Source organism: Streptomyces barringtoniae (assembly GCF_020819595.1).
GTDB classification, from domain to species: Bacteria; Actinomycetota; Actinomycetes; order Streptomycetales; family Streptomycetaceae; genus Streptomyces; species Streptomyces barringtoniae.
This window is the reverse complement of sequence record NZ_JAJHNP010000019.1, coordinates 164,204-190,989: the sequence shown is the minus strand read 5'-3', so window position 1 is coordinate 190,989 and position 26,786 is coordinate 164,204. Positions and strand designations below refer to the sequence as shown.

25 protein-coding genes and 1 pseudogene are annotated in these 26,786 nt (G+C 73.4%); 15 read left to right on the top strand and 11 right to left on the bottom strand.

What is annotated here, in order from left to right; genetic code table 11:
- Window positions 1–604 (top strand): cytochrome c oxidase subunit I (locus tag LMU33_RS30290; RefSeq protein WP_228623825.1); only part of this gene is annotated, 604 nt, incomplete at its 5' end.
- Window positions 601–939 carry a hypothetical protein gene (locus LMU33_RS30285; protein WP_228623823.1) on the top strand — a complete coding sequence of 113 codons (339 nt, stop codon included), beginning with the start codon at window positions 601–603 and terminating at the stop codon, window positions 937–939. The genes LMU33_RS30290 and LMU33_RS30285, both read left to right, overlap by 4 nt.
- A gap of 12 nt (window positions 940–951) precedes the next feature.
- Here the strand turns inward: LMU33_RS30285 and LMU33_RS30280 are convergent.
- Window positions 952–1,107, bottom strand: a pseudogene (locus LMU33_RS30280) (ricin-type beta-trefoil lectin domain protein); the annotation flags it as partial.
- Between the two features lie 176 nt (window positions 1,108–1,283).
- Here LMU33_RS30280 and LMU33_RS30275 point away from each other — a divergent pair.
- Window positions 1,284–2,513 carry a glycosyltransferase gene (locus LMU33_RS30275; RefSeq protein ID WP_228623846.1) on the top strand — a complete coding sequence of 410 codons (1,230 nt, stop codon included), beginning with the start codon at window positions 1,284–1,286 and terminating at the stop codon, window positions 2,511–2,513.
- Between the two features lie 28 nt (window positions 2,514–2,541).
- On the opposite strand, the gene LMU33_RS30270 is transcribed toward LMU33_RS30275, so the two are convergent.
- Together LMU33_RS30270 and LMU33_RS30265 are read right to left on the bottom strand one after the other, a co-directional pair.
- Complete coding sequence (locus LMU33_RS30270; RefSeq protein WP_228623821.1) at window positions 2,542–3,567, bottom strand: alcohol dehydrogenase catalytic domain-containing protein; 1,026 nt, start codon at window positions 3,565–3,567, stop codon at window positions 2,542–2,544.
- A 146-nt stretch (window positions 3,568–3,713) separates the two neighbouring features.
- Window positions 3,714–4,376, bottom strand: a complete 663-nt coding sequence (locus LMU33_RS30265) for a TetR/AcrR family transcriptional regulator (RefSeq protein WP_228623820.1) — start codon at window positions 4,374–4,376, stop codon at window positions 3,714–3,716.
- Between the two features lie 152 nt (window positions 4,377–4,528).
- Here LMU33_RS30265 and LMU33_RS30260 point away from each other — a divergent pair, with 152 nt between their 5' ends.
- Window positions 4,529–5,782 carry a YncE family protein gene (locus LMU33_RS30260; RefSeq protein WP_228623818.1) on the top strand — a complete coding sequence of 418 codons (1,254 nt, stop codon included), beginning with the start codon at window positions 4,529–4,531 and terminating at the stop codon, window positions 5,780–5,782.
- Between the two features lie 64 nt (window positions 5,783–5,846).
- Here the strand turns inward: LMU33_RS30260 and LMU33_RS30255 are convergent, their stop codons facing one another.
- Window positions 5,847–7,715, bottom strand: a complete 1,869-nt coding sequence (locus LMU33_RS30255; RefSeq protein WP_228623817.1) for a cellulase family glycosylhydrolase — start codon at window positions 7,713–7,715, stop codon at window positions 5,847–5,849.
- Between the two features lie 480 nt (window positions 7,716–8,195).
- Here LMU33_RS30255 and LMU33_RS30250 point away from each other — a divergent pair, with 480 nt between their 5' ends.
- From LMU33_RS30250 to LMU33_RS30220, 7 genes are all read left to right on the top strand, one after another.
- Entirely contained in the window at window positions 8,196–8,687 is a 492-nt protein-coding gene (locus LMU33_RS30250) for a (2Fe-2S)-binding protein (RefSeq protein ID WP_228623816.1), read from the top strand.
- Complete coding sequence (locus tag LMU33_RS30245; RefSeq protein ID WP_228623815.1) at window positions 8,684–11,161, top strand: xanthine dehydrogenase family protein molybdopterin-binding subunit; 2,478 nt, start codon at window positions 8,684–8,686, stop codon at window positions 11,159–11,161. Before LMU33_RS30250 ends, LMU33_RS30245 begins: the two co-directional genes overlap by 4 nt.
- Entirely contained in the window at window positions 11,158–12,012 is an 855-nt protein-coding gene (locus LMU33_RS30240; protein WP_228623813.1) for an FAD binding domain-containing protein, read from the top strand. Before LMU33_RS30245 ends, LMU33_RS30240 begins: the two co-directional genes overlap by 4 nt.
- 15 nt (window positions 12,013–12,027) lie before the next feature.
- On the top strand, window positions 12,028–12,903 hold the full coding sequence (locus LMU33_RS30235) for an AAA family ATPase (RefSeq protein WP_228623845.1): 876 nt from the start codon (window positions 12,028–12,030) through the stop codon (window positions 12,901–12,903).
- Window positions 12,904–13,334: 431 nt separating this feature from the next.
- Window positions 13,335–14,462, top strand: coding sequence for a vWA domain-containing protein (locus LMU33_RS30230; protein ID WP_228623843.1), 1,128 nt, complete (start codon window positions 13,335–13,337; stop codon window positions 14,460–14,462).
- The gene (locus tag LMU33_RS30225) at window positions 14,455–15,558 is read left to right on the top strand and encodes an XdhC family protein (protein WP_228623841.1); all 1,104 of its coding nucleotides are present in this window, start codon (window positions 14,455–14,457) and stop codon (window positions 15,556–15,558) included. Before LMU33_RS30230 ends, LMU33_RS30225 begins: the two co-directional genes overlap by 8 nt.
- A gap of 21 nt (window positions 15,559–15,579) precedes the next feature.
- Complete coding sequence (locus LMU33_RS30220) at window positions 15,580–16,218, top strand: SRPBCC family protein (RefSeq protein WP_228623811.1); 639 nt, start codon at window positions 15,580–15,582, stop codon at window positions 16,216–16,218.
- Window positions 16,219–16,276: 58 nt separating this feature from the next.
- Here the strand turns inward: LMU33_RS30220 and LMU33_RS30215 are convergent, their stop codons facing one another.
- The 5 genes from LMU33_RS30215 to LMU33_RS30195 are packed head-to-tail and all read right to left on the bottom strand — an operon-like array spanning window position 16,277 to window position 22,609.
- Window positions 16,277–16,867, bottom strand: coding sequence for a GNAT family N-acetyltransferase (locus tag LMU33_RS30215; RefSeq protein ID WP_228623809.1), 591 nt, complete (start codon window positions 16,865–16,867; stop codon window positions 16,277–16,279).
- Complete coding sequence (locus tag LMU33_RS30210; protein WP_228623807.1) at window positions 16,864–17,391, bottom strand: metallophosphoesterase family protein; 528 nt, start codon at window positions 17,389–17,391, stop codon at window positions 16,864–16,866. The genes LMU33_RS30215 and LMU33_RS30210 overlap by 4 nt, the downstream gene beginning before the upstream one ends.
- Window positions 17,392–17,400: 9 nt before the next feature.
- Window positions 17,401–18,411 carry an SDR family oxidoreductase gene (locus LMU33_RS30205; protein WP_228623805.1) on the bottom strand — a complete coding sequence of 337 codons (1,011 nt, stop codon included), beginning with the start codon at window positions 18,409–18,411 and terminating at the stop codon, window positions 17,401–17,403.
- A 41-nt stretch (window positions 18,412–18,452) separates the two neighbouring features.
- A complete protein-coding gene (locus LMU33_RS30200; RefSeq protein WP_228623803.1) occupies window positions 18,453–19,562 on the bottom strand; it encodes an enolase C-terminal domain-like protein in 1,110 nt (369 codons plus the stop codon).
- A gap of 11 nt (window positions 19,563–19,573) precedes the next feature.
- Window positions 19,574–22,609 carry an FAD-binding and (Fe-S)-binding domain-containing protein gene (locus tag LMU33_RS30195; RefSeq protein ID WP_228623802.1) on the bottom strand — a complete coding sequence of 1,012 codons (3,036 nt, stop codon included), beginning with the start codon at window positions 22,607–22,609 and terminating at the stop codon, window positions 19,574–19,576.
- A 125-nt stretch (window positions 22,610–22,734) separates the two neighbouring features.
- Here LMU33_RS30195 and LMU33_RS30190 point away from each other — a divergent pair, with 125 nt between their 5' ends.
- The 4 genes from LMU33_RS30190 to rfbC all read left to right on the top strand — a co-directional run bounded on the left by LMU33_RS30190 (window position 22,735) and on the right by rfbC (window position 26,056).
- Window positions 22,735–23,172, top strand: a complete 438-nt coding sequence (locus tag LMU33_RS30190; protein ID WP_228623800.1) for a MarR family winged helix-turn-helix transcriptional regulator — start codon at window positions 22,735–22,737, stop codon at window positions 23,170–23,172.
- Window positions 23,169–24,575 carry an MFS transporter gene (locus tag LMU33_RS30185; RefSeq protein WP_228623798.1) on the top strand — a complete coding sequence of 469 codons (1,407 nt, stop codon included), beginning with the start codon at window positions 23,169–23,171 and terminating at the stop codon, window positions 24,573–24,575. Before LMU33_RS30190 ends, LMU33_RS30185 begins: the two co-directional genes overlap by 4 nt.
- 7 nt (window positions 24,576–24,582) lie before the next feature.
- A complete protein-coding gene (locus LMU33_RS30180; RefSeq protein WP_228623797.1) occupies window positions 24,583–25,167 on the top strand; it encodes a hydrolase in 585 nt (194 codons plus the stop codon).
- Between the two features lie 280 nt (window positions 25,168–25,447).
- Window positions 25,448–26,056: a dTDP-4-dehydrorhamnose 3,5-epimerase gene (gene rfbC / locus LMU33_RS30175; protein ID WP_228623795.1), complete on the top strand. Its 609-nt coding sequence runs from the start codon at window positions 25,448–25,450 to the stop codon at window positions 26,054–26,056.
- A gap of 43 nt (window positions 26,057–26,099) precedes the next feature.
- On the opposite strand, the gene LMU33_RS30170 is transcribed toward rfbC, so the two are convergent.
- Together LMU33_RS30170 and LMU33_RS30165 are read right to left on the bottom strand one after the other, a co-directional pair.
- Entirely contained in the window at window positions 26,100–26,282 is a 183-nt protein-coding gene (locus LMU33_RS30170; protein WP_228623794.1) for a hypothetical protein, read from the bottom strand.
- 115 nt (window positions 26,283–26,397) lie between these two features.
- Complete coding sequence (locus LMU33_RS30165; protein WP_228623793.1) at window positions 26,398–26,766, bottom strand: DUF6479 family protein; 369 nt, start codon at window positions 26,764–26,766, stop codon at window positions 26,398–26,400.
- Window positions 26,767–26,786 lie beyond the last annotated feature (20 nt).

Below are 26,786 nucleotides of genomic sequence, written 5' to 3'. Positions count from 1 at the left end.
GTGGGTGATGGGATTCCTCGTCACGTTCGTCTTCGGCGGTCTGACCGGTGTCATGCTCGCCTCGCCGCCGATCGACTTCGCCACCTCCGACTCCTATTTCGTGGTGGCCCACTTCCACTACGTCATCTTCGGCACGGTCGTCTTCGCCATGTTCTCCGGCTTCCACTTCTGGTGGCCGAAGTTCACCGGCAAGATGCTGGACGAACGCCTCGGCAAGATCACCTTCTGGACGCTGTTCATCGGCTTCCACGGCACCTTCCTGGTCCAGCACTGGCTGGGCACGAACGGAATGCAGCGCCGGATTCCGGACTATCTCGCGGCCGAGGGGCTCACCACGCTCAACACGGTCTCGACGATCTTCTCGTTCCTGCTCGGCTCCTCCGTGCTCCCGTTCTTCTACAACGTCTGGAAGACGGCGAAGTACGGCAAGCCGGTCGGCGTGGACGACCCCTGGGGCTACGGCCGTTCGCTGGAGTGGGCGACCTCCTGCCCGCCGCCCCGGCACAACTTCCTCACCCTGCCCCGCATCCGCAGCGAGTCCCCCGCCTTCGACCTGCACCACCCGGAAATACCGGATGTGCAACGGGAGTTGAGCGCGCGATGACGGCGCAGGAGGAGCGGGCCCTCGTCCGGGATATCGAGGGTCATCTGCTGCTCGCCGCCGCACGGCAGGAGGGCCGTACGGCGGCGGAGCGTACCGCGTCCCGGCTGGGCTGGCTGACCGATGCCCAACGGGAAGAGCTGGAGCGGGAGTTCGAGGCGGAGTACCTGACACTGTCCCGCCGGTCGTGGCAGCGCACCGCCGCCCGCGCCGAGGAACTGCGGCAGACGTACGAGAGACGCTACCGGGCGCTGCGGCAGCGCCTGCTGACATGTGCGCTGCTGGGGTGTGCGGTGCTCGCGGCGGCGGGCCTGCTGGTGGTGTCCGCCGCCACGTAGGGCCGCCACGGATCAGGTCCGGGACCACTTCTGGTTGTCGCCGCCGTTGCAGCTCCACAGCACCAGCGACGTGCCGTTGCCGGTGCCGGCGTCGTACGCGTCCAGGCACAGGCCGGCGTGGAGGTCGGTGATCGTGCCGTCGGCGTTCACCGTCCACTTCTGGTTGCCATTGGTCGATATTTCGAATGAGGATCGGTTTATCGGACACCGGCGGGCCGACCGTAGAGCCGCCCGGGGGCGAAGTCAACGGATCCCGCAGGGGGGTGAAGTCGCCCGAAAATGCCGGGCGTTGGAGCTCGAGCCGGCGTTGTCCCGCCATACTGGCCGTCGTGCGTGTTGCGATCATGACGGCGGGGTCCCGGGGCGATGTGGCCCCCTACACCGGACTGGGGCACCGGCTCGCCCGGGCCGGACACGAGGTCACCCTCGTCACCCACGCCTGCTTCGAGCCGCTGGTAGCGGGCTCCGGCGTTCGGTTCCACGCGTTGCCGGTCGATCCCCGGGCGGAGCTGGAGTCCCCGCGCGGCCGGGGCCTGCATCGCAGTTCCAGTGGTGCCGGGAAGCTGCTGCGGGTGGTGGACCTGGCGCGGCGGCTGGTGGGGCGGATGACCGAGGACCTGCTGACGGCGGCCCGGGACGCCGAGGTACTGCTGCTGTCCGCCTCGCTGGCTCCGCTCGGGCACGCGATCGCCGAGGGGCTGCGGGTGCCGAGCATGGGCGTCTATCTCCAACCCCTCGACGCCACGGGCGAGTTCGCGCCTCCCGTGCTCGGGGGCGGCCGCTGGGGCGCTGCGGCCAACCGGCTCGCCGGACACGGTGTGAGCGTGGCCGTGGAGCACGTCTTCGCGGCCACCGTTCCCGGGGTGCGCGCCCGGCTCGGGCTGCCCCCGGTGCGCACCGGCACGGCGCGGCGGGCCCGCGAGCGGCGGCAGTGGCCGGTGCACCACGGCTTCAGCCCCCTGGTGGTGCCCAGGCCCCGGGACTGGCGGGCCGGCCTCACCGTGAGCGGCTACTGGTGGCCGTACGCCACGGAGGAACAACTCCCCGACGAAGTAGGGAAGTTCCTCGACGCGGGCCCGGCGCCGGTCTTTGTCGGGCTGGGCAGCGCCACCGTGCCGGACGCGGCCCGGCTCAGCGCCCAGGTGGTCGCGGCGCTGCGGCGGGCCGGGCTGCGCGGGGTGATCCAGCGCGGCTGGGGCGGACTCGCGGCCGCCGGGGACGACATGCTGACCATCGACGAGGTACCGCACGCGCTGCTGTTCCCGCGGATGGCCGCGGTGGTCCACCACGCGGGCGCGGGGACGACCGCGGCGGGGCTGCGCGCCGGGGTGCCGGCCGTGCCGGTGCCGGTCCAGTTCGACGCGGGGTTCTGGTCCGCCCGGCTGGTCGCGCTGGGGGTCGCCCCGGGCGTCGTACCGCTGCGCCGTCTCACCGTGGACGCGCTGGCCTCGGCCCTGGTGCGGGCCACCCGGGAGCCGGGGTACCGGGAGCGGGCGCGCTGCCTGGGTGCCCGCATCCGCGACGAGGACGGCGCCGCGCCGGTGCTCGCGGCGCTTGACCGGCTGGGCGGCTGACAAGCCGGCCGGAGCCGGCCCGCAGGGATCAGGCGTTGGTGAGGACCATCCGGAAGCGCGCCTTGCCGGAGAGCATCTTCTGGTAGGCCGCGCCCACGTCGTCCAGCGGCACGGTCTCGGTCGTGGGGCGGATGCCGTGCAGGGCGCTGAACTCCATGGTGTCCTGCACGTCCTGCGAGGTGCCGGACGGGTGGCCGCGCACGATCCGGGCGCCCATGATCAGCTGGAGTGGGCTGATGCCCATCGCCTCGGGGTCCGCACCGATGGCCACGAGCTCACCGCGCGGTGCGAGGCCGTCCACGGTGGCCGTGATGGCCTCGGAGCTCCCGGCGGTGGCCAGTACGACACTCGCGCCGCCGAGGGACTGCAGGGCCTCGGCGACCGGGGTGCCGGAGGTGCTGTCGACGTAGTGGTGGGCGCCCAGCCGCTTGGCGAAGTCGGCCTTCTCGGCGCCCCGGGCGATCGCCACGGTCTCGAAGCCCATCGCCGCCGCGTACTGCACCCCGAGGTGCCCGAGGCCGCCCAGGCCGAGCACCGCGACCAGGTCCCCGGGCCGGGCGGAGCTGCGCCGCAGCCCGTTGTACGTGGTCACACCGGCGCAGGCCATGGGCCCGGCGTCGCTCGCCGCCAGCGCCTCCGGGATCCGGGCCAGGGCGTCGACGGGCGCGATCACCTTCTCCGCGAAGCCTCCGTCGTAGGCCCAGCCGGGGACCTTCAGGTTGGCGCACACGATGAAGTCGCCCCGCCGGCAGGACGGGCAGTGGCCGCAAGAGCCGCCGAACCAGCCGACCGCGACCCGGTCGCCGGCCTGGTAGCCCCAGTCCTGCGTGCCCGCGCCGAGCGCCTCGACGCGGCCGGCGATCTCGTGCCCGGCGACGACCGGGAACGTCAGGCCCGGCACGGCGGCGTTCACGAACATGGTGTCGCTGTGGCAGATGCCGCACGCCTCGACGGCGATCCGCACCTGGCCGGGCCCCGGCTCGGGCACCTCCCGTTCGGCCAGTTGGAACGGGCCGCCCGCACTCGTCACCTGCGCGACTCGATAGGTACTCATCACACTCTCCTGGGTCCGGCGGTGTGTCCTGCCATCCGGGCACGGCTTCGCCCCCCCGCACCAGCAGACCAGTTCCCGGCCGATAGCGCGCGCCGAACCGATCGGATCCGTGCCGACCTGGGCCGACGGGCCGGGCAGCGCCCGTGTCACGCGGGCCGGGGCCGCCAGCCCTCCGGGCGCAGGATGCCGAGCAGCAGCCGGACCAGCTCGTCCACCACCTCGTCCAGCGTGGCGTCCACCCAGCCGGCGCTCCAGTCGTGCAGGAGGCCGTTGACGCTGCCGACGAAGGCCGTAGCGGCGAGGCGGTAGTCGCGGGGCGCCGCCTCCCCGCCCGCCACGGCCGCGTCCGCCTCCGCGCGGATGAGGTCGATCCAGCGGGCCCGGCGGGCCAGCCGCTGCTCCTCCAGGCGGGGGCTGACGCCGACGATCTCCACGAAGGTGATGCGGATGCGGCGCGGGTCGGAGGTGACGTCGCGGGCGTAGGCCCGGAAGAGCACGCCGGCGCGCTCGGCCAGCGGCAGCCCGACCGCCGTGGCGAGGGCGTCCAGCACGGCCTGCTCGGCCCAGTCGTTGACCTGGAGGTGCAGCGCGGCCAGGACGTCCTCCAGGGTGCGGAACTCCTCGTAGAACTGACGGGTCGACAGGCCGGCGGCCTGGCTCAGCGCGGCGACCGTCGCGCCCCGGTAGCCGGGTGCGCCGCCGAACAGCTCCAGGGCGGCGTCCAGGAAACGCCGGCGTCGCTCGGCCTGCCGTTCCTCGGCGGATCTGCCGCCATAGCGGCCCGTCGGCGCCCTGAGCCTGCCCGTCACCTTTCCCCCTCCGTCCGCCCACCGGTCATCCAATCTTGTCGTGCACACATCTTGTCGCGAAGGCCGTTCGTTCCTTACTTTTCAGTAAGTTCACTGTGAATGCGTCCGTGTTCAGATTCCCCGCACACTCCCCCCGAGGAAAGAGAGCAGTCATGCCTGCCTCCAGAACCAGGCACCTGTGCTCCGTGGCCGCCGCCCTCGTCCTGACCGCCGCCGGCCCGGCGACCGCCGCCTCCGCCGCGAGCGGCACCCCCGACGGTCTGCGCGAGGTGCTGTTCGTCGGCAACAACTGGGACGGCACCGCCGATGTCATCAAGTCCTCCGGCGACTTCGCGAAGATCGGCCGGATCAACGTCGTCCCCGACAAGGCGGAGCGACTGGCCGAGATCAACGCCGACCCGGTCAAGTGGATCTACTACACGTCCATCCGCAACGAGGTCGGCGAGGGACACGACCAGTACGCGGACGACATGTACTCCACGCCCGACGGAAGGTCCGTGGTCGTCTCCCGGCCCAGCTTCGCCGACGTCGTCTCCATCGACCTGGCCACCGACAGGATCAACTGGCGCTTCCCGGTGGCCGGTTACCGCGCCGACCACATGGCGGTCTCACCCGACGGCACCCGCGTCGCCGTCTCGGCGTCCACCGCGAACAAGGTGCAGGTCCTCGACATCGACACCGGCAGGGAACTGGGCGAGTTCGGCACCGGCGACAAGCCGCACGAGAACTTCTTCACGAACGGCGGCAAGTACATCTGGAACATGTCCATCGGCGAGGTGACCACCTCCCTCGACGCCCCCGGCTGGGACTGGACCAAGGGCGACCGGCACATCACCGTCGTCGACGCGACCACGTTCAAGCAGGTCAGGACGATCGACATGCGGCAACGGCTGGACGCGATCGGCCTGAAGGACTTCTCCGACGCCGTCCGGCCCGCCGCCTTCACCCCCGACTGGTCCAAGCTGTACTTCCAGGTGTCGTTCTTCAACGGCTTCCTGGAGTACGACGTCGCCGCCGACAGGATCACCCGGGTGAAGACGCTGCCGGAGAACCCGGCGACCAACCCGGACCGCACCACCTGGCTGCTGGACTCGCGCCACCACGGCATCTCGATGAACCCCGAGGGCACCAAGCTGTGCGTCGCCGGGACGATGGACAACTACGCCACCGTGGTCGACCGGGCCTCGTTCGACGTCGGCCCGCTGATCACCGCCTCCACGCCCTACTGGGCGACCGTGAGCGGCGACGGCAAGGACTGCGTCATCTCCGAGGCCGGCGCCGACCAGGTCACGGCCATCGACTTCGCCACCGGCCAGAAGGTGCTGTCCGTGCCGGTCGGCGACCATCCGCAACGCGTCCGGCTGGGACACGTCCAGGCCGACTGGACGGGTCCGGCCGGGAGTTGAGCGCCGTACGGCCTCCGGGGTGACCCCACTCCTCCCGGGGGCCGTACGGCTCCTGCCCGGCAGCTCAGAAGTGCACCGCCGCCCACGCCGCCAGCTCGGACTTCGCCGCGCCCAGCAGGTCCGCCGAGGGCGCCGTGGCACCGTTGGTCACCAGCGCGTAGTGCAGGACGCCGGAGTCCGTGTCGCTGAGCAGCAGACGGCGGCTGCCGGTGCCGCCCGGCTCGGGGGCGACGGCGACCGGGGTGGCGGCGCCGGTGTAGGCGGGCGGCGCGTACGCCGTGCCCAGGTCGGAGACGACGGTGGTGGACGCGGTGGGGAAGGACGTCGGCAGATGCAGTTCGGTGGGTGCGCCGCCGTCACCGGAGCGCCACACCAGCAGCCCGTACTGGCCGGAGCCCACCAGCTTCGCCACGTCGGGCAGCGCGGACGGCACCGGGTTCCAGGTGAGGGTGGTGGAGCCGTCGCGGGAACGGTCCTCGTAGGTGAACGCGAGGGCCGTGCCGGCCGTGGCGCTCGGGTAGAGACGGTCCAGCAGGCGGGCGTCCTGGCGCAGGGCGACGTTCCCGGAGTCGTCCAGGCGTACGGCGGAGAGGTCCTCGTCGTTCCAGGCGTCGCCGGAGGTGAGCACCTTGTCGCGGTTGCCGTTCATCAGCTCGTGGTGCCGGCCGTTGTAGAGGTCCCACTGCCACTGGGTGCCGGAGAGCACCGGGCCGGAGGCGGCCGGGTTCGTCCACCAACTCGCGCCCGGGAGACGGGAGTCGAGGGCCTGGTACATGGCCTTCAGGACGGTCGGCGCCTTGTCGGAGACCGTCCCGGACAGCGGGTGGCCGAACTCGCCGACCACGGCCGCGGTCCCGGCGGCCGCGGCGCGGTCGCGGACGGCGGCGAAGTCGTGGGCGTACTGGCCGTCGGCCGCCGTGCCCCACATGAGGATGCCGGAGATGGCCTTCTGATCGTAGAAGTGGGTGTTGAAGACATAACCCGGGCCGAGTGTGCCCGTGTCCAGCAGGCCGCCCTCTTGCTTCTGGGTGGAGATGTTGGCGTTCCAGAAGAGGTTGGGCTCCACGAAGGCGGGCTTGTCCTGCCAGCCGGCGGCGTCCATGCGGGCGCGGAACCTCTCGTAGAAGGGCCACAGCAGGCCCTTCTCCCAGGTGCGGGAGGTCTGCCCGGAGTCGTAACGGCCCGCGTAGGGCTCGTTGTACGGGTCGAATCCCGCGACGCCCGCGAACTCGGCGGCGTTCAGGTGCTGCCGGAGGTAGGCCATGGTGGTCTGCCCGGTGGCGAGGAAGGCGTCCTGGAGGCCGTAGGCGTTGTGCCAGAAGTCGTACTGAGCCTGCTGCACGGCGGCGTTCTGGGTGATGTTCTGGCCCCAGAAGAGGCAGATGCCGCAGGACTCGGCCGGGTAACTCCCGGCCTGCACCGCCCACTTGGGTGCACCGTCGCCCGCGTACCAGCTTCCGCCGTTGAACAGGTGGCGGGAGTACAGGTCCTGGTGGAAGTCGGGGAAGACGCGGATGCCCGCGTCCAGGAAGGCACGCATCTGCTCGGTGACCGCGGCCAGGTAGCCGGTGTCCACCTGCCCGCGCACGGGTTCGGCGTGGGCCCAGGAGAGCAGGAACCGTACGGTGTTCGCGCCGCCGAGGGCACGCAGCGCGGTCGCGGACTTCCCGGCGTCGGCCACCGAGGCGAAGGGCAGCCCGCCGTTCTCCTCCAGCTTGGTCTCGCCGGAGACGTTGTAGCCGCGCAGGACGATCTCGCGCCCCTGGCCGTCGGTGAAGCGGCCGCCCTGCACGGTGAGCGGGGCGCCGTCGAACCAGAGGGAGTCGGCGGGGAGGGCGGGGGTGGCGGCGGTGGCGGGCGGGCGGCCCGCCACCGTCAGGAATCCGCAGAGGACGACCAGAACAACCAGCAGACGCACCCGGATATTCGGCATGTCCACCACAGTCCGGTGAGGCCCGGACGGCGTCAATACTTCTGACTCTCCAGTAAGTTGACTATCAGTCAGCCCGGTTGATCACTCCCCCCAACCGCCGTGTCACGTTGAGCAGGTACTCCTTCCGGTCGCCTGGATCACCTCCTTCCATCGAGGTCCGGCTTGAGCGCGAGGTGCAGCGAGCACCGGTCCGCGCCGGGGCCGGGGACCCCCGAGCCCCCACACCTTGACGATCCGCCCCACACCGCCACCGCCCCGCGCCCGGACCGCTTACCCGGCCGCCGGTGGCCGGACCGCGCCCCCGACCGTCCACAGCCGGCCCCTGCGGCCGACCGCCGCCCCGGCAGTAATGGATTAACGCTCAACGAATGCCCGTCGCAGCACTCGCCGTGACCAGGGTGCGGTCGTAGGGTGACGTACATCACGTCCGGCGGCTGAAAATCCCTGGCTGAAAACCCTCTCGCACGGTCTGGAGGGCCCATGACCCACATCTCGGTGAACGTGGACGGCACGACGTACGAGGACGAAGTGGAACCCCGTCTCCTCCTGGCCCACTACCTGCGCGACCGTCTCGGCCTCACCGGCACCCCGATCGGCTGCGACACCTCCAACTGCGGCGCCTGCACGGTCGACCTGGACGGAACCAGCGTGAAGAGCTGCTCGGTGCTCGCCGTCCAGGCGGACGGCTGCGCGGTGACGACGGTCCAGGGGCTGGCGAAGGACGGCGAGTGGACGGCGCTGCAGCGCGCCTTCCACGAACAGCACGGTCTCCAGTGCGGCTACTGCACCCCGGGCATGATCATGGCGGCGCGCGACCTGCTGCGCGAGAACCCCCGCCCCGAGGCGGACGAGGTCCGGCAGGCCCTGGAGGGCAACCTCTGCCGCTGCACCGGTTACCAGAACATCGTCCGCGCGGTGCTCGCCGCGTCCGGGCCACCGGCTCATCAGGCTGCCGAGGAGGTCACGGCATGACCGACCAGGCCGTCGAACGCGAGGTCGGGCGCCGCCGGCTGCGCAAGGAGGACGCCCGGCTGATCACCGGCCAGACCAACTGGACCGACAACATCCAGGTGGCCGGACTGCTGCACATGGCGATCCTGCGCAGCCCGATGGCCCACGCCCGCGTCACCCGCGTCGACGTCTCCCCCGCCCTCGACTACCCCAATGTCGTCGCGGCGTTCAGCGGCGCCGACCTCGCCGAGGGGCTGGGCTCGCTGCCCTGCGCCTGGCCGGTGACCGAGGACATCGTGCTGCCCGGCCACCCGCCGGTCGCCGTCGACGAGGTCCGCTACGCGGGCGACCCGGTGGCGGTCGTGGTGGCCCGCGACCGGTACGCGGCCGCCGACGCCCTGGAGGCGATCGAGGTCGACTACGACCCGCTGCCCCCGGTCCTCGACCTGGAGGCCGCGCTGGCGGAGGGCTCCCCGCTGGTCCACACCGACAAGGGCACCAACCGCTGCTACACCTGGCCGCTGGCCACCGGCGACAGCTTCGCGGCGGTGCGGGACCGCGCCGAGGTGACGCTCAAGCGCCGCTACCACCAGCAGCGGCTGATCCCCAACGCCATGGAACCGCGCGCGGTCGTCGTCACCCCGATCGCCGCCTCCGGCGAGTACACCGTCTATTCGGCGACCCAGATCCCGCACATCCTGCGGATCATGCTGTCCACGGTCACCGGCATCCCCGAACACAAGCTGCGGGTGATCGCCCCGGACGTCGGCGGCGGCTTCGGCTCCAAACTCCAGGTGTACGGCGAGGAGGCCCTCGCGCTCGCGATCGCCCGCAGGCTCGGCCGGCCGGTGAAGTGGACCGAGTCCCGCTCCGAGGGTGCGCTCGCCACCCACCACGGGCGCGGCATGATCCAGGACGTCGAGATCGCCGCCACCCGCGAGGGCGGACTGCTCGGCCTGAAGGTCGACCTGCTCGCCGACATGGGCGCCTACCTGATGCTCGTCACCCCCGGCATCCCGATCCTCGGCGCCTTCATGTACCCGGGGATCTACAAGATGGACGCCTACGAGTTCACCTGCACCGGCGTGTTCACCACCCGCACGCCCACCGACGCCTACCGCGGCGCCGGGCGCCCCGAGGCGACCTTCGCCATCGAGCGGATCATGGACGAGCTGGCCGCCGAACTCGGCCTGGATCCGGTGGAGTTGCGGCGCCGGAACTGGATCCGGCACGAGGAGTTCCCGTACACCTCGATCGCCGGACTGACCTACGACAGCGGCAACTACGAGGCGGCCACCGACAAGGCGCTCGCCCTGTTCGGCTACGACGACCTGCGCGCGGAACAGCACAGGCGCAACGAGCGCGGCGACCCGGTACGGCTCGGCATCGGCGTGTCGACGTACACCGAGATGTGCGGGCTCGCGCCGAGCCGGGTGCTGCGCGACCTCAGGTACGGTGCCGGTGGCTGGGAGGCGGCGAGCATCCGCATGCTGCCCACCGGCAAGGTCGAGGTCGTCACCGGCACCAGCCCGCACGGGCAGGGCCACGAGACCTGCTGGAGCCAGATCGCGGCCGACGTGCTCGGCGTGCCCTTCGAGGACGTCGAGGTGGTGCACGGCGACACCAGGGCGGCCCCGCAGGGCATGGACACCTACGGCTCGCGGTCGCTGGCCGTCGGCGGCGAGGCCGTGCACCGGGCCGCGAAGACGGTCGTCGAGAAGGCGCGGAAGATCGCCGCCCATCTGCTGGAGGCCAGCGAGCAGGACCTGGAGTTCAGCGACGGGGCCTTCTCCGTGAAGGGCTCGCCGGAAGCCCGTAGGACCATCCAGGAGATCGCCTTCGAGACGTTCACCAACCACGACCTGCCCGACGGCGTCGAGCCCACGATCAACGCCGAGCACGTCGTGGACCCGGAGAACTTCTCCTACCCGCACGGCACCCACCTGTGCTCGGTCGAGGTGGACACGGAGACCGGGCGGACGCGCATCAGGTCGTACGTCTGCGTCGACGACGTCGGCCGGGTCGTCAACCCGATGATCGTCGAGGGCCAGGTGCACGGCGGGCTCGCGCAGGGCATCGCGCAGGCGCTGTACGAGGAGGCCGTGTACGACGACGACGGCAACCTCCTCTCCGGCACCCTGGCCGACTACCTCGTGCCGTCGGCGGCCGATCTGCCCGACTTCGTCACCGACCGGACGGAGACACCGGCGGTCTCGAACGCCCTCGGCGTCAAGGGCGTGGGCGAGGCGGGGACGATCGCGTCGACACCCGCCGTGGTCAACGCCGTCGTGGACGCGCTCAGGCCGCTCGGGGTGCGGGACGTGCGGATGCCGTGTTCGCCGCACCGGGTGTGGCAGGCGATCCAGGAGGCGCGGTCCGGCACGGCCGGCGGGACCGGCGGGACGGGTCCGGCCCAGTCCGGGCAGTCCGGCCAGGCGGCCCGGTCGGGCGAGCTGGGTCAGTACGGCCGGCCGGGTGAGGAGGGTTGGGCATGATTCCCCCCGCGTTCGAGTACACCCGTCCGGACAGCGTCGACGAGGCGGTGCGCGCGCTCGCCGACGCGGGCGACGAGGCAAAGGTGCTGGCCGGCGGGCAGAGCCTGGTACCGCTGCTGCGGCTGCGGCTGGCCTTCCCGGAACTGCTCGTGGACGTCGGCCGGATCCCCGAGCTGCGCGGGGTCCGCGAGGACGGTGACACGCTCGTCATCGGCGCGATGACCACGCACCACCAGGTGGTGCACGACCCGCTGGTGCGCCGGCACGCCGGGCTGCTGGCGGAGGCGACGGCCACGGTGGCCGACCCGGCCGTCCGGCACCGGGGCACCCTCGGCGGCTCGCTCGCCCACGCCGACCCGGCCGGGGACCTGCCCGCCGTGGCCCTCGCCCTGGACGCCGAACTGGTCGTGGCCGGTCCCGCCGGGCGCCGTGCCATCGCCGCGCGCGAGTTCTTCGTGGACTACCTGCAGTCGGCGCTCGCCGACGACGAACTGCTGCTGGAGGTGCGGGTCCCGAGGTCGGACGGCTGGGACTTCCACTACGAGAAGTTCCACCCGGTCGCCCAGTCCTGGGCCATCGTCGGCGTCGCCGCGCTGGTACGGCGCGACGGCGGGCGGATCGCCGAGGCACGCGTCGGGCTGACCAACATGGGGGCGACGCCGCTCAGGGCGACCGCGGCCGAGGAGGCGCTGGCCGGTGCCGACGGCCCGGAGGCCGTGGCCCGGGCCGCCGAGGCGGCCGCGGAGGGGACCCGGCCGGCGCAGGATCTGTCCGCATCGCCCGAGTACCGGCAGCACCTGGCACGGGTGCTGACCAGGCGGGCGGTGCTGACCGCGACCGGAATGGGGTGAGTGCCGATCACCCGGATGGACGACCCGGAGCAGGTGCGGGCCCGCCTGGAGGAGACGGGGTACCTCGTCGACGAAGGGCTGGCCGTCACCTGCTTCCTGGCCCTGAGACTGCACCGGCCGCTGTTCTGCGAGGGCGACGCGGGCGTGGGCAAGACCGCGCTCGCCTCCGCCCTGGCCGGGGCGCTCGGCGCGCCGCTGATCCGGCTGCAGTGCCACGAGGGCATCGACGCCTCACAGGCCCTGTACGACTGGGACTTCCCGCGACAGCTGCTGCACCTGCGGGCCGCCGAGGCGGCCGGGATCACGGACGCGGACCGGCTGGAGAGCGAGCTGTACGACCGCCGGTTCCTCATCGCCCGGCCGCTGCTGCAGGCCCTCCAGACCCAGCCGTCGGTGCTGCTGGTGGACGAGATCGACCGGGCCGACGACGAGTTCGAGGCGTTCCTGCTGGAGCTGCTGTCCGAGTACTCGGTGACCATCCCGGAGCTGGGCACGCTGCGCGCCGAGCACCCTCCGGTCGCCGTGCTGACCTCGAACCGCACCCGCGAGGTGCACGATGCGCTGAAACGCCGGTGCCTGTACCACTGGTTCGACCATCCCTCCTTCGCTCGCGAACTCGCCATCGTGCGCCGCCGGCTGCCTCGGGTGTCGGCACGGCTGGCCGAGCAGGTCACGGCTCTGGTGCAGGCCCTGCGGGGCGCCGACCTCCTCAAACCGCCCGGGGTGGCCGAGACCCTCGACTGGGCCGAGGCCCTGGACGCGCTGGGGGCGAGCGAGGTGGACGCGGAGCTGGCGGTGGCGACGCTGGGCTCGGTGCTGAAGTACCGCGAGGACACGGACCGGGCTCGGGGGCTCGATCTCGCGGCGGTCCTCGCGGCCCGGGGCGGGTGACGACCGTGGGCACGACGGGCAACGGGACAGGCCGTCCGCGGGGAGCGGACGCCGTACGGCACGAAAGCGACGCCGAACGGCCGGGGACGCAGGCCGGGCGGCCGGGGACGGGCCCGGAATCCCGCGGGCCGGACACCGCACGGCTCCCGGCGAGCGGCGACGAGCGCCCGGCAGACGCCGAACGCCCGGGAGCGGACGCCGAACGCCTCGCGGCGAGCGACGAACACCTCGGAACAAGCGGCGAGCCCCTCGGGACGGATACCGAACATGCCAGGACCGACCCCGGACACCGCAGCCCGGACGCCGAGCTCCTCGGGACAGACGCCGAACATCCGCGAACCGGACCCGGCCACCTCGGGACGGACGCCCAACGCCTCAGAAGCGATCCCCGCCCCCTCGACACGGACGCCGGACGCCTCGGTGCGGACGCCGTGCTGGTCGGCTTTGTGCGGGCGTTGCGCGCGGCCGGTGTCGGGGCGAGTACCGAGCGGCTGCATGCCTTTCTGCGGGCCGTGGCCGCCCTGCGGCCAGGGGTGCGGGCGGACGTGTACTGGGCGGGGCGGGCGACGCTGTGCGGCGGGCACGACGACCTGGAGCGGTACGAGCGGGTGTTCGCCGCGTACTTCGGTGGCGCCGGCGAGCAGCCCCGTCGGCCGGTGCGCGCCGCTCCCCCGCCCCGGCTGCGGCTCGTCGCCCGGGACGCGCGCACGGGGCCCCGTACGCCGGGCGAGGGGGAGCCGCCGGGACCGCCGGTCGCCGCGCTCGCCAGCTCGGCCGAGGTGCTGCGGCACCGCGACTTCGCCGCGCTCGGCCCCGCCGAACGGGACCAACTGCGGCGGCTGCTCGCCGCGTTCGCCCTCGAGGGGCAGGCGCGTCGCTCGGCGCGGCGCAGGCCCGCCCGGCGCGGCGAGGTCGATCCGCGGCGCACCGTACGGGAGTTGCTGCGGCGGGGCGGGGAACCGGCCCGGCTGCGGCGGCACGCGCGCGTGGAGCGGCCCCGCCGCGTGGTGCTGCTCGTCGACGTGAGCGGCTCGATGGCGCCGTACGCCGACGCGCTGCTGCGGTTCGCGCACGCGGCGGTGCGCGCGGGCCGCACGGAGGTGTTCACCGTCGGCACCCGGCTGACCCGGGTGACCCGCGAACTCTCGCACCGGGACCCCGATCTGGCGATGGCGGCCGTCGCGGCGGCCGTGCCCGACTGGCGCGGCGGCACCCGGCTCGGCGAGCTGGTGCGCGAGTTCCTGAACCGCTGGGGGCAGCGCGGGATGGCGCGCGGCGCGATCGTCGTGCTGCTCTCGGACGGCTGGGAGCGCGGCGATCCGGAGCTGCTCGGGCAGCAGATGCGCCGGCTGCACGCCCTGGCCCACCAGGTGGTCTGGGCGAACCCCCGCAAGGCCCGCCCCGGTTACGCGCCGCTGGCGGCGGGGATGGCGGCGGCGCTGCCCAGCGTGGACGCCTTCGTCGCGGGGCACAGCCTGGCGGCGCTGGAGCGGCTGGCGGCGGTGGTACGCGGTGCGCGGTGCGCCGCGGCCCCGGTGAGAGGAGCGGATGGTGCGTGAGATCCTGCCGGCGCTGGCGCACTGGCACGCGGCCGGGGCCCCGTTCGGGCTGGCCACGGTCGTCGCGGTCAGCCGCAGCGCGCCGCGCGGCCCCGGTGCCGCCATGGCGGTGGGCCCGGAGGACGAGGTCGTGGGGAGCGTGTCCGGGGGCTGTGTGGAGGGCGCGGTGTTCGAGCTCGCCCAGGAGGTCGTGGCGAGCGGCGAGGCGCGCCTGGCGACCTTCGGCTACAGCGACGCGGACGCGTTCGCGGTCGGGCTGACCTGCGGCGGCGAGATCACCCTGCTGGTACGGCCGGTGACCCCGGAGTCGGACCCGGCGTTCGGCGCGGTCGCCGCGTCGGTCGCCGGGGGCGAGCCGGTGACCGTGGCCACGGTGGCGGACGGACCGGCGCCGCGTGGCGCCACGCTCGTGGTCTGGCCGGACCGGGCCGCGGGCACGCTCGGCACGAGCGGCCTCGACGTCGCCGTCACCGCCGACGCGCGCGGCGAACTCGCGCTCGGCGCCTCGGCCCTGCGGCACTACGGGGCGCACGGCGAGCGCCGCGAGGACGCCGTCACCGTGTTCCTCCAGTCGTTCGCCCCGCCGCCGCGCATGCTGGTCTTCGGCGCGATCGACTACGCGGCCGCCGTGGCGCGGATCGGCGACTTCCTCGGCTACCGGGTCACCGTGTGCGACGCCCGCCCGGTCTTCGCCACGCCCAAACGGTTCCCGGCGGCCGTCGAGGTCGTGGTCGACTGGCCGCACCGCTATCTCGCCGGCACGGACACCGACGACCGCACCGTGATCTGCGTCCTCACCCACGACCCGAAGTTCGACGTGCCGCTGCTGCAGGAGGCCCTGCGCCGCCCGGCCGCCTACATCGGCGCGATGGGCAGCCGGAAGACCCACGAGGAACGACTCGAACACCTCGAGGAGGCCGGCCTGACGCAGGCCGAGCTGTCCAGGCTGCGCTCACCGCTCGGGCTCGACCTGGGGGCCCGTACGCCCGAGGAGGTCGCCGTGTCCGTCGCCGCCGAGATCGTCGCGCTGCGCTGGGGCGGCAGCGGCGCGCCCCTGACCACGACCGCCGGGGCCATCCACCCGCCCGCCGCCTGACGATTCCGGAAGGAGCCCGTCATGGAACTGCACCACGAGTTCACCGTCCCCGTCCCGGTGGACGACGCCTGGCACGTACTCCTCGACATCGAACGGGTCGCGCCCTGTCTGCCGGGCGCGGTGGTGGAGGACTACGACGGCAGGAACGTGACCGGCTCGGTGAAGGTCCGGGTCGGCCCGGTCACCGTGACCTACCGGGGCACGGCGGTCTTCGAGGAGCAGGACGAGTCGGCGCACCGGATGGTGCTCACGGCGAGCGGCCGGGAGACCCGGGGGCAGGGTACGGCCAGGGCGACGGTCACCGGCACCCTGACCGAACGCGAGGGCGGCACGGCGGTGTCGGTGCGGACCGACCTCACCGTGACCGGCCGCCCCGCGCAGTTCGGGCGGGGTGTGCTGGCGGAGGTCGGCGACCGCCTGGTGGGCCAGTTCGCGTCCTGCCTGGCGGACCGCCTGTCCGAGCAGACACCGGCACCGGCACCGGCCACCGAGGAGCAACCGCAGCCGTGGGACGAGCCGGAGCCGCTCGACCTCCTGCGCACGGCCGGCCTGCCGGTGGCCAAGCGAGCGGCGACGGTGGCCGCGGTGGCCGTGCTGGCATGGGCGGCGGCAAGACTGCTGCGACGCGGGCGAAGGGGGCTCACCGGCCGGCGAGGGTGAGGGGGCAACCGCCGAGGGGCTCGGGGCCGTGCCGAGCCACGGCTGCGCATCCGGCGGTTCAGACGTCACCCTGGACGCGCGCGTGCAGATGCTGGTCGTGCCATCCGTCGGCGTGCAGCAGGGCGCTGCGCTGGGTGCCCTCCAGCGCGTACCCGGCCCGCTCCGCCACCCGGCACGACGCCGGGTTGGCCGTGGCGTGGCACAGCCGCAGCCGGTGCAGGCCGAGGTCGTCCAGGGCCCACCGGCCCAGCCGCCGCACCGCCTCCACGGCGACCCCGCCACCACGGGCCTCGGGCAGGAGCCAGTAGACGAGTTCGGCAGACCCGCCCGCGAGGTCGACGTCGTTCAGCCCGATGAGCCCGACTGCCGGGCCGCCGGGTCGGGCCACGGCCCACACGGCGCCGGTCTCCGCCCGCCACCGCTCGTGCATGCGCGCGATCCGCTGCCGGGCCTCGTCGAGGCCGCCGACGGTGAACAGGTTCCACTGCCGGATGGCCGGGTCCTGCCCGGCGGCGAGCAGCGTGCCCGCGTCGTCGGCGCTCCAGGGCCGCAGTTCGAGACCGCCGGTTGTCAGTGGCAGGACGGGCTGCGTCTGCCGGGCCATGCGGCCTGCCGGTACGACGGCGGGTATGCCGGAGCTGTCGATCACCCAGGGATGATCGCAGACGCTCCGTGACGCTGTGGCAGGCGGTGCAGGGTCACGTCGGTGAGCGTGCCGTCGACGAGGGTGGCGGTCATGTACGTGCAGTGGGGCTGGCGGCGCCGGTCGGTCGGTGAGCCGGGGTTGAGCAGGCGCAGGCCGGTCGGGGCGGTCGTGTCCCAGGGGATGTGGCTGTGGCCGAAGACCAGGACGTCGAGGTCGGGGAAGCGGGCGGCGCAGCGGGCCTCGCGGCCCTGGGCGGGGCCGGTCTCGTGGGCGACGCCGAAGCGCAGGCCGTCCAGTTCGGCGTACGCCACCTCGGGGAGCCGGGCCCGCAGCCCAGGGCCGTCGTTGTTGCCGTAGACCCCGACGAGCCGGTGGCTGCGGCTCTCCAGCAGGTCCAGGGTGGCGGTGTCGACCCAGTCCCCGGCGTGGAACACGACGTCCGCACGCGGGAGTTCGGCCAGCAGCGGCTCGGGGAGCCGTTTGGCGCGCTTGGGCAGATGGGTGTCGGACATGAGCAGGAGGCGCACACGGTCAGCCTAGGCGGCTCGGGAGGTCAGACGGCGCAGCCCGCGTACGGCGCCCAGTGCCGCGGCGCCGGTGCCGAGGGCCGTGGCGGCGGGGTGCCGGGCGAGGGTCTGCTGCCAGGAGCGGGGGTGGGCGCTGTCGTCGAAGGCGCCGTGGGCGCCCCGGTCCTCGGCGGGGTCCCGGTCCGCGGGTGCGAAGAGGTTGTCCAGGCCGGCGGGCGGGATGCGGTCGGTCTGCTGGGAGTCGTAGCCGGTGCGGGCGAGGTAGCGGTCGAGCAGGGCCGGGGCGAGCCGGTTGGCCCAGATGGTGGCCACGGTGCCGGCGCCGACGTAGTACTGCTTGCGGCGCGGGTGGTCGGCCGCGTACAGCACGCCTCGGGCGGCGACCTCGGGCTGGTAGATGGGCGGCACCGGCATGGGGTGCCGGGAGAGCCGGGAGCGGACCCAGTCGAACTGGGGGGTGTTGACCGCGGGCAGCTGGACGACGGTGACGCGGACGTGGCTGCCGCGGTGCAGCAGTTCGGTGCGCAGGGAGGAGGTGAACCCGTTGATGGCGTGCTTGGCACCGCAGTACGCGGACTGCAGCGGGATCGAGCGCTCCCCGAGCGCCGAGCCGACCTGCACGATCGTGCCCCGCTCGCGGGGCAGCATGCGCCTCAGGGCCGCGCGGGTGCCGTTGACGAAGCCGAGGTAGGTGACGTCGGTGACCCGCCGGAACTCCTCGGGGGTGATCTCGTCGAACGGCGCGAACACGGTCGCGAAGGCGCAGTTGATCCACACGTCGAGCGGGCCGAACTCCTTCTCCGCGGCGTCGGCGACGGCCTCCACCTGGGTCTGGTCCGCCATGTCGGCCGCTTGGACGAGGGGGCGTCCGCCGAGGGCCGCGACCTCGTCCGCCGCCGCCTGCAGGCCGCCCTCGCCGCGCGCGACCAGGACGACGTTCGCGCCGCGCCGGCCGTACAGTCGGGCGGTGGCGCGCCCGATCCCGGCGCTGGCGCCGGTGATGACGACGGTCGAAGGCATGGTCATCTTCCTTTCTCGCACGGTGATTTCACACGGTGACCTCACGCCACGCGGTACGGCGCGGCACGTTCCTCCACGAGGGTGAGCCCCAGTCCGGGTGCCCCGTCGGCGCCGGGCGTGATGCTGCCGCCGCCGGGGTCGAGGACGCCGTCGAAGAGGAGCCGCTCGATGCGGACGTGGTCGTGGAACCACTCCAGGTGGCGGAGGTTGGGCACGGCCGCGGCGGCGTGTGCGTGGGCGTGCGGTGCGCAGTGGCCGGAGACGTCGATCCCGCGTGCGTGGGCGAGCGCGGCGACGCGCAGCCAGACGGTGATGCCGCCGCACCGGGTGACGTCCGCCTGGAGGCAGCCGACGGCCCCGGCGGCCAGCATGTGCTCGAAGTAGGGCAGGGTGTAGCCGTACTCGCCGGCGGTGACGTCCATCGGGAGGCGGCCGCGGAGGTCCGCGAGCAGGGTCAGGTGGTCGGAGGAGACCGGTTCCTCGAACCAGGTGACGCCCCGGTCCGCGAGGGCCGCGCCGATGCGCGCGGCCTGTCCGCCGGTGTAGCCGCCGTTGGCGTCGACGTACAGCTCGGCCGTGTCGCCGACGCTCGCCCGTGCGCGGCCGACCCGTTCGAGGTCACGGGCCTCGCGGCTGCCCCACGACTCACCGATCTTGATCTTGACGCGGGGGATGCCCTCGTCCTCGGCCCAGCCACGCAGTTGGCGGTCCTGGCGCTCGGCGTCGTAGGTGGTGAAGCCGCCGCTGCCGTAGACGGGCACGTCGTCGCGGGCGGCGCCGAGCAGGCCGACGAGGGGCAGGTCCAGCAGGCGGGCCTTGAGGTCCCACAGGGCGATGTCGACGGCGGCGATCGCCTGGGCGGCCAGGCCGGGCAGTCCGGCGTTGCGCACCGCCCGGCACATGCGCTCGTTGGCGCGCGGCACGTCGAGGGCCGGCAGGCCGGTGACGGTGCCGGCGAGGAGTTCGCGGACGACGTGGGCACTGGCGGCGGGGGCGTAGGTGTAGCCGAGGCCGGTGGTGGTGCCGGAGCGGACGGTGACCAGGACGAGGGTGGTCCTGTCCCAGGCGAGGGTGCCGTCCGCCTCGGGGGCGTCGGTGGGCACGGTGTAGACGGCGGTGTCGACGCCGTCGACGGTCGGCCGGTCGCTCACGTCTCGCCTCCTCACGCCCGCCGCCGCGCCCCGAGCACGGCGCCGCCGGCGGCGAGTGCGGCAAGGGTCGCCGTCGTCGCCCAGCGGGCCGTGCGCGAGGGTTCGGGCGGGCGGTCGGCCAGGCGTTCCGGGTGGTCGCCGGGCAGGTTGCCGTCGAGGGCGAACGCCAGGACCTCGGCGAGGTGCAGGGCGCGGCGGCCGGTGCCGCCGTCCTCGATCTGGGTGCGGCAGCTGAAGCCGTCGGCGAGGACCAGGCTGTCCGGTGCGGCGGCGCGCACGGACGGCAGGACGCCCAGTTCGGCGACGGCCATGGAGACCTCGTGGTGGCCGCGTTCGAAGCCGAAGTTGCCGGCGAGTCCGCAGCAGCCCTCGTCGAGGACGTCGGCGTCCAGGTGGGCGCGGCGCATCAGTTCGCGGTCGGCGTCGAACTTCATGACGGCGTGCTGGTGGCAGTGGGTCTGCACGGTGGCCTGCCGGGCGAGCTGCGGTGGCCGCCAGCCTTCGGGGGCGTGGTGGACGAGTTGTTCGGCGAAGGTGCGGGTCTGTCCGGCCAGTCGCTGCACGTCCTGGTCGGCGGGCATCAGCTCGGGGGCGTCGGCGCGGAAGACGGCCGTGCAGGAGGGTTCGAGGCCGATGACCGGGGTGCCCGCCTCCAGGTAGGGGCGCAGCACCGCGAGGGTGCGGCTCAACACCTTCTTGGCCACGGGGAGCTGGCCGGTGGAGATCCAGGTCAGGCCGCAGCACACCGGCTCGGTGGGGACGGCGACCCGGAAGCCCGCGTCCCCGAGGACCCGTACGGCCGACTTCGCGATCGCGGGGTGGAAGTAGGTGCTGAAGGTGTCGGGCCACAGCACGACGGTGCGCGGGTCGGCCGGGTCCGGCTGCTCCCGCCCTTGGGCCCGCCACCACTGGACGAAGGACTCCTCGGCGAACACCGGTGCCGGGCGGGCGCCGTCGACGCCGGCCAGCCGCTTGCCCGCGCGGGCGAGGCCGGGCGCGTGCAGAGCGGAGTTGACCAGGGAGGGGGCGATGCGGGAGAGACGGGCCCAGAGCGGGAGCCAGCCCATGGAGTAGTGGGCGGCGGGACGCATGCGGCCCTCGTAGTGGTGGGCGAGGAACTCGGCCTTGAGGGTGGCCATGTCGACGCCGGTCGGGCAGTCGGACTTGCAGCCCTTGCAGGCCAGGCACAGGTCGAGGGCGTCGCGTACGGCGGTGGAGCGCCAGCCGTCCTCGATCGCGGAGTCGGCGTGCCCGCCGAGCATCTCGAACAGCAGCCGGGCCCGGCCGCGGGTGGAGTGCTCCTCCTCCATGGTGGCCCGGTAGGAGGGGCACATCACACCGCCGGAGTGGCTGCGGCAGTTGCCGATGCCGACGCAGCGCATCACCGCGCGGTTGAAGGAGTGCTCGTCCTCGGGGAAGTCGAAGTGGGTCGAGGGGGTCGCGGGGCGCCAGTCGGGGCCGAGGCGCAGTTGCCCGTCGACGGGGTTGGGGCGGACGACCTTGCCGGGGTTCATCCGGTCGCGGGGGTCGAAGAGGGCCTTCAGCTCGCCGAACGCGGTCACGAGCCGCTCGCCGAACATGCGGGTGAGCAGTTCGCCGCGGGACTGGCCGTCGCCGTGCTCGCCGGACAGGGAGCCGCCGTAGGAGGCGACGAGGTCGGCGGCGCGTTCCACGAAACGGCGGTAGCGCGCCACGCCGTCGGCGGTCCGGAGGCCGAAGGGGATGCGGGTGTGGACGCAGCCCTGCCCGAAGTGGCCGTACAGGGACGGGTGGTCGTATTCGAACTCCTCGAACAGCCCCTTCAGGTCGCGCAGGTAGTCGCCGAGCCGTTCGGGCGGTACGGCGGAGTCCTCCCAGCCCTCCCAGGTCTCCCGGTCGTCCGGCGGGCGCGCGGTGACGCCGAGTCCGGCCTCGCGGGCCTTGAGCATCTTCTCCTCGCGCCGGGGGTCGTCGGAGAAGGCGACGGTGCTCTCCTTCTCGTCCCGGCCGATGGCCCGGAGCAGGGCGTGGGCCTGCTCGTCCACGTCCTCCTGGCTGTCGCCGCTGTGCTGCACCATCAGCCAGCTGGCGCCCTCGGGCAGGGCGTCGAGCGAGTCGAGGTAGGCGCCCTCCTCGCGCATCAGCTGTGCCATGCGGTCGTCCAGCGCCTCCAGTTGGGAGGGCGAGCAGTGCTCGAGCAGGTGCGGCACGTCGTCGGCGGCGGAGCAGATGTCGTCGTAGCCGAGGACCAGCAGCGACTGGTACGGCGGCACCGGGACGAGGTCGAGTTCGGCGCGCAGGACGGTGACCAGGGTGCCCTCGCTGCCGACGAGTGCCTTGGCCACGTCGAAGCCGTTCTCGGGCAGCAGCGAGTCCAGGTTGTAGCCGGACACCCTGCGCGGGATCTTCGGGTAGCCGCGGCGGATGTCGGCGAGGTACTCGCCGGCGATGCGGTCGAGGCCGTCGTAGAGCTCGGCGAGCCGGCCGCCGCCGCTGACGATCCGGGCCCGCTCGTCGGGCGGGGTGGGGCCGGTCCAGGCGCGCTGTCCGTCGTAGGTGAGGATCTCCAGGCGCCGGACGTTGTCGACGGTCTTGCCGTAGGCCTGCGCGGAGGCGCCGCAGGAGTTGTTGCCGATCATGCCGCCGAGCGCACAGTGGGTGTGGGTGGAGGGTTTGGGCCCGAACTGCAGCTTGTGCGAGGCGAGTTGGCGGTTGAGTTCGTCGAGGACGATCCCGGGCTCCACCACGCAGGTGCGCCGCTCGGGGTCCACGGAGATCAGCCGGGTGCAGTACTTGCTCCAGTCGATCACCACGGCGGTGTTGGTCGACTGGCCGGCCAGACTGGTGCCGCCGCCCCGGGAGAGGACGGGGGCGTCGAAGCGTGCGCACACCGACAGCGCCCGTGCGCCCGCCTCGACGGTGCGGGGGACGACGAGGCCCAGGGGGACCTGCCGGTAGTTGGAGCCGTCCGTGGCGTAGGCACCGCGGCTGCCGGCGTCGAAGCGGACCTCGCCGTCCACCTCGGCGCGAAGGGCCGCCTCCAGGCCCGACGTGTCCGGTGGGGTCATCTGTGCTCCTTGCGTTCGCCGGCGTACTGCCCTGTCCGAGGACGGGCGAGTACCCGGCAAGCAGTCAGGCAAAACTGAACAGTCCAGGCTGGACAGTTTCGGCTGTCGGTCCTAGGGTGGGCGGCATGGCTGACATCTCCGACTCCGCCGCCCGCGCCGCGCGCGATCTGCGCGTGGTGTTCAGCCGGCTGCGGCGCCGTATCCGCGAGGTCGCGCAGGACACCGACCTCAGCCCGTCCCAGGAGTCGGCGCTCACCCTGGTCGGCAAGCACGGCGCCGCCACGGCCAGCGCGCTCGCCGCAGCCGAGGGCGTACGGCCGCAGTCGATGGCGACCACACTGGCCGCGCTCGACCAGCACGGTCTGATCCGGCGCGCCCCCGACCCCGAGGACGGCCGCCGCCAGCTGGTCACCCTGACCGACGCCGGGCGGGCCCGTATCGAGGGCAACCGCCAGGTCCGCGAGGAGTGGCTGGCCCGCGCCTTCCAGGACCGCTACACGGAGGAGGAGCGGCAGACCGTCCTCGCGGCACTGGAGCTGATGGAACGGCTGTCGCGGCCGTGACACCGAGGCTCACCGGACGCACCGACAGGGCCGCCCGGCCCGCCCCCGCCGGGTTCGACCGCCGGCTGATCCCGCCGATGCTGTTCGGCTCGGTCCTCAACCCGGTCAACTCCTCGATGATCGCCGTGGCCCTGGTGCCGATCGGCGTCGCCTTCGGGGCCCCGCCCGCCGAGACCGCCTGGCTGGTCTCGGCGCTCTATCTGGCCACGGCCGTCGGACAGCCCGTCATCGGCCGCCTGGTCGACATGTACGGCCCACGCCGGCTCTACCTCGCCGGTACGGCCCTGGTCGGCGTGGCCGGTCTGCTCGGCGCGCTCGCGCCCACGCTGGGCGCGCTGATCGCGGCGCGGGTCCTGCTGGGATTCGGGACCTCGGCGGCGTACCCGGCGGCCATGCGGCTGACCCGCGGCGAGGCCGAACGCACCGGGCAGGACAGCCCCGCGGGAGTGCTGGCCGCGCTGGCCGTCGCCAACCAGACGGTGGCCGTCGTCGGGCCCGCGCTCGGCGGCCTGCTGATCGGCCTCGGCGGCTGGCGCGCCGTGTTCACCGTCAACGTGCCGCTCTCGGCGGTCTGCCTGGTGCTCGGCACACTGCGACTGCCCCGGTCCGGGACCCGGCGACGGGCCGTCGACGTGCCCGGCATGGCGCTGTTCGCGCTGCTGCTGGTCGCGCTGATGCTGTTCCTGATGGAGCCGCGCACAGGGCGCTGGTACCTGCCGGTGCTGGCGGCCGTCGCCGCCGCCGGTTTCGCGGTGCGCGAGCTGCGGGTGCCGGACCCGTTCGTCGACCTGCGCGTCCTCGGCGGCAACGGCCCGCTGCTCGCCACCTACCTGCGCCAACTGCTCGCCTACACCACCTCCTACGCCTTCATGTACGGCTACACCCAGTGGCTGGAACAGGGGCGCGGGCTCGGCGCCTCCACCGCCGGGCTCGTCCTGCTGCCGCTGTCGGTGTCCGCGCTGATCGTGTCCACGCTCACCGGCCGCCGGGAGGCGGTGCGAGCCAAGCTGCTCGTCGGCTCCGCGCTCCAGGTCGCGGGCTGCGCCCTGCTGCTGCTCGTGCGCGCCGACAGCGCGCTGTGGCTGCTGCTCGCGGTCGGCGCGCTGCTCGGCATCCCGCAGGGCCTGATCGGCCTGGCCACGCAGAACGCCCTGTACCGGCAGGCCGATCCGGAGCGGATCGCCTCCGCCGCCGGGCTGCTGCGGACCTTCATGTACCTCGGCGCGCTGGGCGCGTCCGCCGCCACCGCGGCGTTCTACCCGCACCGCGCCGACACGGCCGGGCTGCACGGCCTGGCCCTGTTCATGCTCGCCGGCTCCGCACTGCTGCTGGCGACGACCCTGCCGGACCGCTCCCTCGGCCGGCCGGGCACCTCCACCCCCCGAACCACCGGAAAGGCCTGACCGACTCATGTCGCTCACCACGCTCGACCCCCGTACCGCCCTCGTCGCGATCGACCTGCAGAACGGCATCGTGGGCATGCCGGTCCAGCCGCACGCGGCCTCGGACGTCGTCTCCCGCACGGCCGAGCTCGCCGACGCGTTCCGCGCGCAGGGACTGCCCGTGGTCCTGGTCCGGGTCTCGTTCGCGCCCGACTGGGCGGACGCCGTGCCCGGCCGCACCGAGCAACAGGCGCGCGGGCTCGCCTTCCCGGAGGGCTGGGACGTCCTCGTCGACGAGCTGTCCGGCCACCCCGGCGACCTCCGCGTCACCAAGCACAACTGGAGCGCCTTCCACGGCACCGACCTGGACGTGCAGCTGCGCCGCCGCGGCATCACCCAGATCGTGCTGACCGGCATCGCCACCAGCATCGGCGTGGAGTCCACCGCCCGCGACGCCTACGCCCACGGCTACCACGTCACCCTGGCCACCGACGCGATGTCCGACTCCGTCCCCGAGGCGCACGCGAACAGCGTCGAGCGGATCTTCCCGCGGCTCGGCGAGAGCGGTACGACCGCCGAGATCCTGGAACTGCTCGCCAAGACCCACGCCTGACCGCCCGGCCCGGCCCCTCGCGGCGGGAGCGGGGTCCCGCACGCCCGCGCGAGGGACCGGACCGGCATTCGGCCGCGCCCACGGGCTCGGGACTGCATCGCCTCCCGCTGCGCGAGTTGCGGAACGCCTGTCGCGCACGGACTTCGTCCTTCCGGCGGACGAACCCTGAACCCGCCCCGGCGCCACCCGGTATGCTGCGCCGGCTGCTGCGCAGGGCACGGCGCCTGCCCGGTGGCGTACGGGGAACGCGGACGACCACGACGACGGAAGGCATGACGGCGTGCGGCAACTGGGGATAGGTGACGCCTGGGTGCTGGAACCCCAGGTGTTCCCGGACGACCGGGGCAGCTTCCACGAGTGGTACCGGGGAGCGGAGTTCCGTGAGGCCACCGGCTACGACCTCGGACTCGTCCAGGCCAACTGCTCGGTGTCCCGGCGGGGCGTGCTGCGCGGCATCCACTTCGCCGACGTGCCGCCCGGCCAGGCCAAGTACGTCACCTGTGTGCGCGGCGCCGTCCTCGACGTCGTCGTGGACATCCGCGTCGGCTCCCCCACCTACGCGCAGTGGGAGGCCGTACGACTGGACGAGGACACCCGGCGGGCGGTGTTCCTCGCCGAGGGTCTCGGGCACGCCTTCATGGCGCTCTCCGACGATGCCACGGTGGTGTACCTGTGCTCGGCCGGGTACGCCCCGAAGCGCGAGCACGGCCTGCACCCGCTCGACCCGGCGCTGGGCATTCCCTGGCCGCAGGGCATCGAGCCGGTGCTGTCGCCCAAGGACGCCGAGGCGCCCTCGCTGGCCGAGGCGGAGCGGTCCGGGCTGCTGCCCATGTACGCGGACTGCTCCGCCCACTACCAGCGGTTGCGCTCAGGGGAGTTCAGCGGCTGACGGCGCGCGGACCTCGAGCTCCACGATGAGGCGGCGTAGTTGCTCAGTCCTCGCCCCGCACGATGTTCTCCTCCGAGCCGGTGCCCAGCCGTTGCGCGGAGCGACGGTCCACGACGGCCGGGAGACAGGTGCGCACTCCCCGGTTCCGCCGCCTGCGAGTCGCCCAGCCGGTCTCGGCGTAGGGCACGGACGGTTTCTCAGTGGGATGCGCGATCACGTCGTCCATCTTCCTTCTGCGTCGTGCGCCCGCCGGGACCGGTCGGTCGGCCCGGCGCGGACCGGTGTGCGATCTGTGCGTCCCCGGGTCCCCGTGCCCCCGCCCCCGTAAACGCCGCGCCCGCTCAGGTCCGGCCGCCGCCCCCGCCGCCGAACGATCCGCTGGAACCGGGCGACCAGCGCGGGCGCCGCTGGTCAGCGGCGCGCCGGCTGCGGATGGTGCCGATCTGGTAGGGGGTGAGCCGCTCGCTGTCGTCCGCGGCCCGGGGCACCTCGTCGGGTTCGCGCATCTCGCTGGCCTCGTGGACGGGTCCGGTCGACGGCAGGCGGGGCTGCTCCTCGGGTCGCGGCGGGGCCGGCTCACGCCGGCGCACCTCGAAGCCGAGCCGGAAGGCCCAGAGCAGTCCCGCGACGCAGACGACCCCGGCGAGCAGGATGAGGACGTACCCGAACACCTGGGGGCCCGTGGCGGCTGTGTGCATGGCGAAGTTCATGGCCGTCGGGTACCCGGCCG